This is a genomic window from Microcoleus sp. B7-D4 (assembly GCF_036705125.1).
Lineage (GTDB): Bacteria > Cyanobacteriota > Cyanobacteriia > Cyanobacteriales > Microcoleaceae > Microcoleus.
The window spans coordinates 1-9494 of the sequence record NZ_JAUBTT010000169.1; the positions used below are offsets into that span (position 1 = coordinate 1).

A 9494-nucleotide genomic window follows, 5' to 3' on the forward strand; every position below is an offset into this window, starting at 1 on the left:
ACGGGTAGGTATTCCTTCTTTTTGGCTTTTGGCTTTGATGCCTGTGGTTTACTTACCTGTTGCTTAAGTTTTTCTTCCTCGCACTCTGCTAAAAATTCAGCCAGTGGCCGGATAGCTTCCCGAATATCAGCGGTTGAGCAAGCGTTTGTCCAGCACTGGTACTTACCGTTCTTGGAGTTAATCCCTAAACTGTGGCCCTCGCAAACAGGGCAAATATAGTAATTTTTGGCTTTGCCTGGTTCCAGTTTGTTGAGATGGTCGCGGATGTCGAATTTTTTGGGGGTGCTTGAAATTTGCTCGTTATCTGGAGTAGAATTGTCGTACATAAATTTAGCTCGCCCACAGCGAGTCTGAATGTGGATAAAGCCTCAAAACCGTTGCGTAAGGGTTCCAATCTTCGAGCAGCGGTTTTTTGGTGTTTAGTTAGGTTTTTGAAAAATTGAAAGCTCAAGTGGAACCAGCTTTTCTGGCGTCAGGGTATGACGTTAAAAAGCCAGTCTTCCTCGTGCAAATGAGAGTCCAGCTTAAGTTTTGGTGGGTCGTATGCACGCGCAGTCGTTTCACGGTACTGCCTGTCTATCGGGTCTTAACCCGCCCCTCCTAGCAACCTACTTTGGGAGATTCCCGGATTCATTCGTCACCATCGACCGAGCAACAAACCCACCTACTCTTTCTCTTGCAAAGCATTTCTTTGGGCTGCCTACCGGATGCACCCCGATTGCTCAAGGTTGAGGCTCCACCACTTTAAATTCTAGGGCTTACCCGACCGCAACTGACACCACTTCGTTAAAATTTTGGCGTCAACTTGTCCGATTGAAATCATTTCCCCTACAACAAAAATCATCGCGGACAAGCTGCCACTCAAAATTTTTGTCAGTTGCTACTTAGTGTCGCTGTAATTTCTAGGGTATGGTAACTGAGGACGAGCTTTATATCCAGGAAGCGGACAATCGGGAGGAGTAATGAAAAAAGCTACAGAAGCAGGAAGTTGCCCTTCATTTGCATCCATATAAGAAACTACTTGCAAAATCCTCTCTACATAAAGCGCAGGTATCCGTACCAACTTAGTTTTTCCAGCAACTTGCCATTTATAAGGTCTGCCCGCCCGCAACCTCAAACCGCCTACCTTGTTTTTTTTGACTCTCATTTTGTTACACAATTAACTTTTGGTTACACAATCACATTTAGCTACAACCCTTACTCTGTATCCCCCCTAAGTATTATATTTCTTTATCTTATTTCTGTTATACCGGGTATTACTCGCCCCGGTTGGCCTGCGGCGCCATAAATTCTAACTATCGCGGCTGGGGGGGCGGGCCATACCCGGCTCCCCCCCCCCAGCCCACGTTTTCATCCTCCTTCTATTAAGCGTTTATACTCAGATTCAGCAGCTTTGTATTTTGGTGAGCCTCCCTTGCTAACCCCCCATACCTCAAGGATGATTTTCGCTTTACCCCATCCCTTAGCCTTCAGTTGCAGCGCTCGTTCAGCGCGTTCTGATTCAGCGTTCTGAGAGTCGTTCTGTTCGGGTTCAGCTAGTTGTTTTTGGGCGATCGGTTCTGATTCCTCTTCCCCGTCATAAGTCAGTGCCAGTAAGCGTTCTAGCTGTTCTCGCGGGTTCAAAATTTGTTCAGCTTCTTGCTGTCGCTGTTGTTGAGAAATGTAAACAGATGTACTGATTTCGTCAATCGTATCAGCCTTGATAGCCTTAGCTTTCATCGCCTCGATTTCATCTTGTTCTGACTGTTCGCGAGCGATATTACCAGCGACCACAGAGCAAGCGATCGCAGCACACAAACTGACACCTTGCAGTGCTTTATGAGTGTTTAGCTTTTTGTCCAGGGCTGCTAGTGGAGTCAGCCACAACACGACAGAGGACGCGCTCAATACAAACAGTTTTAGCTGCATAGAAACACCCCCAAACCAATCAACAGCATCGCTAAACCGCCGATTAAAAGCGCTTGTAAATCGGCCACTGAAACCTTAAGCAACTTACTCAGGGAGTAGTCAAGTAACCAGCTCAACCCCCAAGCAATCGCAATCGCTGCTAGCAAGAATAAAACGGCTTTCATTGCCATCGGATGCAGACTCGCTATCCACCCCAAAAGGGAGAAAGCGACGCATCCGGCAACGAAGTAGTTAGCCAGATACATCGCTTTCATTTAGTGAGTCCCTCCTGTGAGTTTTGCCTTGATTTCATCAATGCGAGTCCGAGCATCACTGTCAGCCTTATCAATCCCTAAACCCAGTCGGGCATAGCCGGGACGCAAACTGTGCAAGTGCTTAGCTAGTCGAGTGTCTGAGCGTTTTTTGCCCAGTTCATTATCGGCCACAGCACCCTCATATTTGCGGTGATGACGGTGAACTTTAGCATCGGCTTCTTCAACTTTTGCCAGCGCTTCATAGGCACGTTTAGATTGTTTTGCCCCGTCTGTTTTCTCCTTTGCTAAATCCTTCATAGCGTCCGCTTCTTCCTTCGTGAAATAGCGCGGTGCTGGTACAACTGGAGCACTACGAATGCTGGAAAAGTTACCAGGATTTAGCGGTGTGATGACACTTGCGTCGGTGCTTGCCAAAACTTTTGATTTGTCGATAGCGTGTCCGCCGTCGTTGCTAGCCGTGAGTTTTCCAGCATCAGAATTTCCGCCAAAAAGGCGTAGTTGTAAGCTCATAATTTTGTCCCGATTTGAATGTTGATGCGAACTGGGGAGGGAAATAAATTCAAGGGGTTGATTTGTCGCCACATAGACATAGCCAGCACAAACACCCCCGCCGATGTGAGTACGAGTGCAATGAGTTGAGAGATGTCAACCCAGTCTAAAAAGCTGGTGGAAGTCTGGCGGGTGAAACCGCACACAGGGAATGAACCGTCGTTAGTCCAATCAAGGGTGTCTACAGTGTCTACACCCTCCATGTCTACAGTGTCTAGCGCTGTGTCTAGTGGTTCCGTCAAGGTATACAAACAGTCGGACTGCTTGCGACTGTTTGCGACTGTTTCACCTGTGTCAAGCGGTTCAGGTGTTGTGTCTAAAGTGTCTAGCGGTGTGTCTAGTAGAGTATCTAGTAGAGTGTCTACATTCACTGTGTCAAATGATTCACCGGCAACGAGGTACAGTTCCAGCAGTGCTTCCCATGTAGCAGTTTTGCTGAGTTTCCCAAACTGTCTGGCGTCTTCGTTGGTGAAACCACGGTCAAAGGCGATCGCCTTTAATTGGTCAATGCGACGGTAGCTGACGGTAGGTTTAGTCATGGCAAAACCCCGTCAACTCAATCATTAAGAGTTGCGATCGTCCGTTAGGACAATCGGCTGAAAGTGGCATAATTTATAGGCTCCAAACGTTGTAAGAGAACGGTTTGGGGAAGTCGTGGTTTGGCTAGCATTTCCAGTGCTCGTCAACCGCGCATCAATCTTCCTTAGTTACTCACGATTGCAGACTTCCACTTCCTTGTCAACACAGGAAGTGTAAAGTTTTGTTTCAAATTATTCGGCAAGCAACTCCATCACTTCGTCGGGCGTAATGCCATAAATAGCGGCTAGCAGTTTGACATTTTTCACATCACTTCCTAGCTGTTTAAGCACTCCAATTGCACTACCCAATGGAATAGCTTCTGTTGTGGACTGAGTTAGTAAATCAATCGTTGTCTGAGTATTGGCTCGTTTTTTATAAGTACCTTCATTCATCTGTGTTGAATGCCCCAAACTCTTAGCTCTTGTCTCCTGAGACATCCCCGCCATTTGACCGTTGAGATTCGCTAAGTGACGTAAAGCGTGGGTTTGGGTAAAGCCTTTGTCCCATCTTCTTAAGATAGTTTGTGCGCGGTCACTGTATAGCCCACTAATCGTCTTTGGATTGTTTGACGATGTTCTAACATCAGGCAAGTTGCCTGATTTGATTTCTAAACATTCCATCAAGTCAGGATGAGTAGGAGGGAGCATGGGTATACACAACCTGTAGCCCGTCTTGGTTGTAGTATCTAGTAAAGTCTTATCGCCTACTACGGCAATCATTTGTTTGTTTACCGGTTCATTCAAGGCAGGAATAATAACACCATCTTTCGTCTTAAATGGCTTGTCAATATTCTGAATCGCAAAAACTTCATGAACTCGAAAGCCATACACCAACTGCATTGAGAATACCCACATCCACCGCCTACGTGATTCCAAATGGTATCGTTTGTTGTTGGGAACATCTAAAACCACTTCGCGAAGTTTTAAAAACTCATCAACCGATAAAGTTTGAAGGTCTTCACGAAATTCTGTTTGTCTACCGTCAATCTCTTTGAGCCTGCCCAATAAGTCGGCACTGTCAATAGTCTCAGCAAGCTTTTTCATGGCACACAAGCAATTTTTAAAGCACTTGGTTCCTTGTTTTTTACCGTTAACTGCGGACAGAACATCTGTTAGGTTTACGACCCTATCTTGTGGCAACAGCTTATAGTAGTCACCGTAAACGGCACTCCAAGTACGTTGCTGACTAATACTACTCCTGTCACGTTGTTGACGGCGTTTAGTGCGTCCATCCCAGTATTCTTTCTCTACTTTTGTTATCGCCTGACCAAACGTTATCAAATCATTTTTGATGACGTTTTTATCCAAAATAACATCATCATACCAGGCTAAAAACCGACTCTCGCTAGAGAAGGACTGTAAACCGCTAGCAACTAGATGAGCTTTCCTCAGAGCATCAGTGATACCTTGCATGGTCAGGTAGCACCCACAAGTCTTGTTGACCCGCTTGTCACCTAACTTGAATTGCAACGTTATGTAACCACCGCTCGCTTTCCTGTCTCTTTTTAGCCCTACGCCCTTGGGGCATTCTTTCTGTGCTTGTTGGAAGTAGTCTAGAATCCGCTCGTAGCCAATAAGGTAGTCTGCGGTGGTACTTGCAGTGACAGGATTAGATTTTTCGCTCATCTCTCGCTCCCTACTCTGATAGTGCTGAGTTCGACTGATGTACTCAGCCTACAGCAAGTCGCTCAGTGTTCGCTCAAATCAAAAACAGGACTTTCAGAGTGGGTGCAAAAAATGGCTAGAACGACGGAAATTCGTAATTCAAGAGCGAGGCTTTGATTCAAGTCCTGCCGTACCCGTAGATAAAACCTAATAGCATCAACGCTTTGAGCCGTTCTTTACCGAAAAGTAGAGAGCGGCTTAAACCTTATTTGTTTCGCATTTGTTTCGCATTTTGTTTCGCACAACAAATGCGAAACACTGCCTATCTGGGTCAGGTGGTATCCCGGCATCCTGTCGGTAGACACTGCTACCCTTCTGAGTATAGGTTTGCCACAGCCGATGTGGTATCATAAAAAGTCGATTGTGTCAATAGCCTAGCTCCTGCGATGTTCAAACAGCAACAGCAGGTTGTGGGCCGAGTAGCCCTCAGAGGTTATCCTTAGTAATCAGGCTAGTTTCCGACAGGTTTGGATATGTTCCCAACAACTCTATTTCATGTTCCCCAAAATTTAATGCTATTACTCGACCGCAGCGCGATCGACCAATTAAAGCCCCTATTGGCGCAAGCAACCGGAATGCCTATAGTTGCATCGGAAAATACGGCAACAATTGCGCTCGTATTGGTTGCTCTGGGAATTCTGGGTTGGGGATTTTATCGCGCCAGACCTTTTGGCAAACTGGGAATTTTGGCTTGGTTGCAGTCTGTTGCGCTGATGAGTCCCTGGCTGCTGTTCTTTGGTTTGTTCGCCGCCGGAATTTACCTCAATCTAGTGGCGGTATTGTTGCTGCTAGTGGCATCCACGGGATTGTACATTTATCTGGGCCGGCAATTGCGTAAGGCTGCATCTGATACAGTGCTGCCGAGGCCGGATGCTGCTGAGGTAAAGTCCCAAAGCGATGCTTTCTCGGCCCCTGAGTCGCAGCGACCACCAGGCCCAGAAACCATTAAGATCGTCACCTCGTCGCCTGCGAATAATGAATCAGAAATAATTCCTGTTCCAGTTGAAGACCTCAAGGCAATTAAAGGCATCTTTGGAATTGATACTTTCTTTGCCACAGAAACGATTCCCTATCAAGATGGGGTAATCTTGAAAGGCAATCTCCGGGGAGACCCAGAACAAGTACACTCACGTTTGACGGCAAGTTTGGAAGAAAGATTAAACGATCGCTACCGCCTATTTTTAGTAGAAAATCAGGACGACAAGCCCGTAGTTATTATCTTGCCCAGCACCAACGACCCGCAGCCAACAACCCTGTCTCAAAAAATCCTAGCAGTCGTGCTGCTGCTGGCAACAATTGCTACTAGCTTAGAGACAGGCGGTTTGCTGCTAGGTTTCGATTTCTTTAACTCGCCGGCTAGATATCTAGAAGTTTTGCCAATTGCAGCCGGAATTTGGGCGGTTTTAGGCTCTGGGGAAATTGCTCGCCGAGTGCTGGCAAATCGGTACAAGGTTGGCTTGAGTTGGCCATTTTTTATACCAACTTTGCAGATAGGTTGTTTTGGAGTGATCGACCGTTTTGAGTCGCTGCTGCCCAACCGTAAAGTTTTGTTTGACATTGCTTTTGCCGGGTCAGCGGCTGGGGGAATAGTTTCTGTGCTAATGCTGGTAACGGGTTTGCTGCTGTCTCACCCCGGCAGTTTGTTTCAAATTCCCGCAGAATTTTTCAAGGGCTCGGTTTTGGTGGGAACTTTGGCAAAAGTGGTTTTGGGTTCGGCGTTGCAGCAGCAGATTGTTGACGTTCACCCGCTGGTAGTTATCGGTTGGTTGGGCTTGGTAATAACGGCGATTAATTTGATGCCGGCGGGACAGTTGGACGGGGGTAGAATCGTGCAAGCCATCTACGGTCGGAAAATAGCCAGCCGCACTACTTTGGCGACTTTTGTGGTGCTGGCCATCGTTTCTTTAGTTAATCCTTTGGCTCTGTATTGGGCGATCGTGATTCTGATTTTACAGCGGAATCTGGAGCGGCCGAGCCTCAACGAGCTGACTGAGCCTGACGACGCTCGCGCGGCTTTGGGTTTGCTAGCTTTGTTCTTGATGATTGCTGCCCTGTTGCCTTTGACTCCGGCTTTGGCTGGCCGTCTGGGAATCGGGAACTAGCAGTAGTCGGGCATCTTTGGTAATAGGCTCTTGGGTTGCGGTAAATTAGTGGAATCTAGGAATTGAGCGATCGAAGTGGGAACTGAAGGGCGATCGGGTTCCTAACTACTAATTTCCAATTAAGATCCCCGCCCTGGGCAATTTATCTATTACCAAAAGTTGATTTTTTTATAACCCAAAATTTGTTTAAACTTGATCGATTAAGTTTAAATAACTTATCTGAGCCTATAGGATAAAGTCATGGCTAATCAACTTCCTCCTGTATTGGTAACTTTTGATGCAGATGTTTTAATGACGGGCCGAACCCAAGTGTGGCAAGAATATTCCAAGGTGGGAACTTGCTATATCCCGGAAGTAGTGTACGACGAAATAGATCGTCTGACAGGGCAAGCGGTGGAAAAAGCTCAAGAGCAAGTAGCTAGAGAGTTTATGCGATTTTTTGCCGACAGTGGCTGGATTGCAACTGACGCTCAGGAAACACACCGAGCTCTGGAACCTTCGATCAAAAATCAAAGCAAGCCAGCAATGCTCGTGGTGGCGACGGCTCAGTGCGTTTACGGTTTGGCTCAGGAACACCCGGAGGCATTGGTGATTTTTGTGTCCAATAGCCAGCCTCTGCTGAAGCGGCTGGCTTCTGTAGGCGCTACGAATCTCTGCGGGATTACCGGGGCGATGCTGTTAAATTGGGCGAGGAAAGGGGAACGCCCGCCGGCGGCGACTCAGCAATTGCAAAGTTTGATGCGTACCCTCGCCGAGCGCAAATCGACTCAGCGCCCTAACAGCAGAATTCAGGATGCTGCTGTTGGCCAAACGGGGGCTTCTGCTAGCAAGTTAACGGGAACCCGCGGCGCTTCTGAGCTAAAGTCGCCCAGCAGTTTTACTAAAACTAATAAAACGGGTTTGACTCAGAAGCGCAGTGCGAGTTCGCGGCCCAAAACGCCGCCCCGCAATCGCGAGGAGTCGAGAGATTACGAGCCGGCTGTATATCGCATGAAACATATTACACCTCCGAAAAAAAGGGACAGCGGTTTTCTGTCTACTGTGTTCAATTTTTTGGGAGCGTTATTTTTCTTGACGGTAGCGGTAGGTATTTTGTGGCGAGTGTTCGATGTTAAGGGTTTTAGAAAGACTTTTGTGCCGGCTCTACCACAGCCTGTGCAACAATTTGTTAAGTCGATCGACCCTAAATAATCTGGTTTTCGGAAAATTATACCTTCTGAGCCGGCTGATTTGTGCTTTCGGTCATGGTTCATCTTGCACCTTGGGAAACTGGGAGAGCACGCTTGGTTCACCACAAAATTGGGTTTGAAGCCCCGTCATAAGCTGGACGGCTTTAATTATAAAACTTTGTTAAAATATCTAATAAATTCTCAACTAAAGCTGAGAATTTAGACAGGCAAGTAAGAACAACCATCTACGTGTTGAAACGATTTCATAAGGTGAAACTCCTGGGTTGGATCGCTACTCGGCAATGCCGAGCCTGTCCAAACACGTAATAGTGATTCGTTGAGCGTACCTAACTGGATTATTGATGGAATCAGAAAGCAATCTAAAAACAAAAGTAAGCGCAACAGCAATACTTCTCGTGCCAGTAGTTGTTTCGAGCGTGTAGATGCGATTTGACAGCGCATTTAAGACTTAAGTCTTAAGAATCTCCGTGGCTTTAGCCCGGAGAGTGTCAAAAATTAGTTCCCTCCCCTCAATATAGCTAGCGGTAAGGTTCTTGTGGCGCACCCTACGGTTATAATTTCTGGCTTTAGTCGGCTGGGAATTTTCAACGGCTACTACCACAACAGAAGATGAACGCTTAACTGTAGTAAGCTCAAAATCCATCGCCATGCTGAACTGGAATCAAATAATTAGTGGATTAGCACTGGCTTTTGCGGGTTTTGCGTATGCTTTAGTATTTTTTGTTATTCTTCCCTTCAGACAGTACGATTATGCAGCACCACTTGGGGCAATAGCAATGGCGATCGTCCTTACTATAGCAATGAATTGGCTACTATCTGCATCGTTGCTAACTGGGTGGAGTTGGGTGGCTGCATTATTTGGTTTTCAGGTAGCCCTCATGTTTTTTGGTAGCGTGTTTCTGGAAGATGGGCTGTACTTGCCAAATTTGTTGTTTTTTGGAACTATGATCGTAGGATATGTGAGCATTTATACCACTTTTTCACAACAAAAAACACTGCTAATTGTGGGTTTATGTACAGTATTTTTCCTAGCTTCAATGTACTTCTCTTTGATTGGCGGCTATGTGCTAAAAGGTAAAAATCCATTTCAGGGTTCTTCTACCCAGATGCTGCCGCTGTTGAATCAAAGGGTAGAAATTATCACCGACAATCCCAAACAATTGTATTTGAACCCACATTCCGCACCCACAACTGTCACACATCAACAAAAAGGGGATGAAATAGTACAAATGAACTAAGTCCCAATCG

At 46.4% G+C, this 9494-nt stretch carries 9 protein-coding genes and 1 pseudogene; 3 read left to right on the plus strand and 7 right to left on the minus strand.

Annotated elements, in window-relative coordinates; translation table 11 throughout:
* The 7 genes and pseudogenes from QUB12_RS35505 to QUB12_RS35535 form a co-directional block, all read right to left on the minus strand.
* A pseudogene (locus QUB12_RS35505) lies at window positions 1–326 on the minus strand (DUF5906 domain-containing protein); the annotation flags it as partial.
* 554 nt (window positions 327–880) lie between these two features.
* A complete protein-coding gene (locus tag QUB12_RS35510) occupies window positions 881–1147 on the minus strand; it encodes a hypothetical protein (protein ID WP_333143444.1) in 267 nt (88 codons plus the stop codon).
* 203 nt (window positions 1148–1350) lie between these two features.
* Window positions 1351–1908 (minus strand): hypothetical protein, encoded by a 558-nt coding sequence (locus QUB12_RS35515; protein WP_333143443.1) that lies wholly within the window; start codon window positions 1906–1908, stop codon window positions 1351–1353.
* Window positions 1899–2162: a hypothetical protein gene (locus tag QUB12_RS35520; RefSeq protein WP_333143442.1), complete on the minus strand. Its 264-nt coding sequence runs from the start codon at window positions 2160–2162 to the stop codon at window positions 1899–1901. The genes QUB12_RS35515 and QUB12_RS35520 overlap by 10 nt, the downstream gene beginning before the upstream one ends.
* Complete coding sequence (locus QUB12_RS35525) at window positions 2163–2672, minus strand: hypothetical protein (RefSeq protein WP_333143441.1); 510 nt, start codon at window positions 2670–2672, stop codon at window positions 2163–2165. It lies immediately after the preceding gene.
* Entirely contained in the window at window positions 2669–3250 is a 582-nt protein-coding gene (locus QUB12_RS35530; protein WP_333143440.1) for a hypothetical protein, read from the minus strand. The genes QUB12_RS35525 and QUB12_RS35530 overlap by 4 nt, the downstream gene beginning before the upstream one ends.
* A gap of 231 nt (window positions 3251–3481) precedes the next feature.
* Entirely contained in the window at window positions 3482–4915 is a 1434-nt protein-coding gene (locus QUB12_RS35535; RefSeq protein ID WP_333143439.1) for a hypothetical protein, read from the minus strand.
* 512 nt (window positions 4916–5427) lie between these two features.
* On the opposite strand from QUB12_RS35535, the gene QUB12_RS35540 reads away from it, so the two are divergent.
* The 3 genes from QUB12_RS35540 to QUB12_RS35550 all read left to right on the plus strand — a co-directional run bounded on the left by QUB12_RS35540 (window position 5428) and on the right by QUB12_RS35550 (window position 9484).
* On the plus strand, window positions 5428–7056 hold the full coding sequence (locus tag QUB12_RS35540; protein ID WP_333310810.1) for a site-2 protease family protein: 1629 nt from the start codon (window positions 5428–5430) through the stop codon (window positions 7054–7056).
* A gap of 240 nt (window positions 7057–7296) precedes the next feature.
* Window positions 7297–8247, plus strand: coding sequence for a hypothetical protein (locus QUB12_RS35545; protein WP_333101902.1), 951 nt, complete (start codon window positions 7297–7299; stop codon window positions 8245–8247).
* A 646-nt stretch (window positions 8248–8893) separates the two neighbouring features.
* Window positions 8894–9484: a hypothetical protein gene (locus tag QUB12_RS35550; protein WP_333310811.1), complete on the plus strand. Its 591-nt coding sequence runs from the start codon at window positions 8894–8896 to the stop codon at window positions 9482–9484.
* The last annotated feature ends 10 nt before the right edge of the window (window positions 9485–9494 follow it).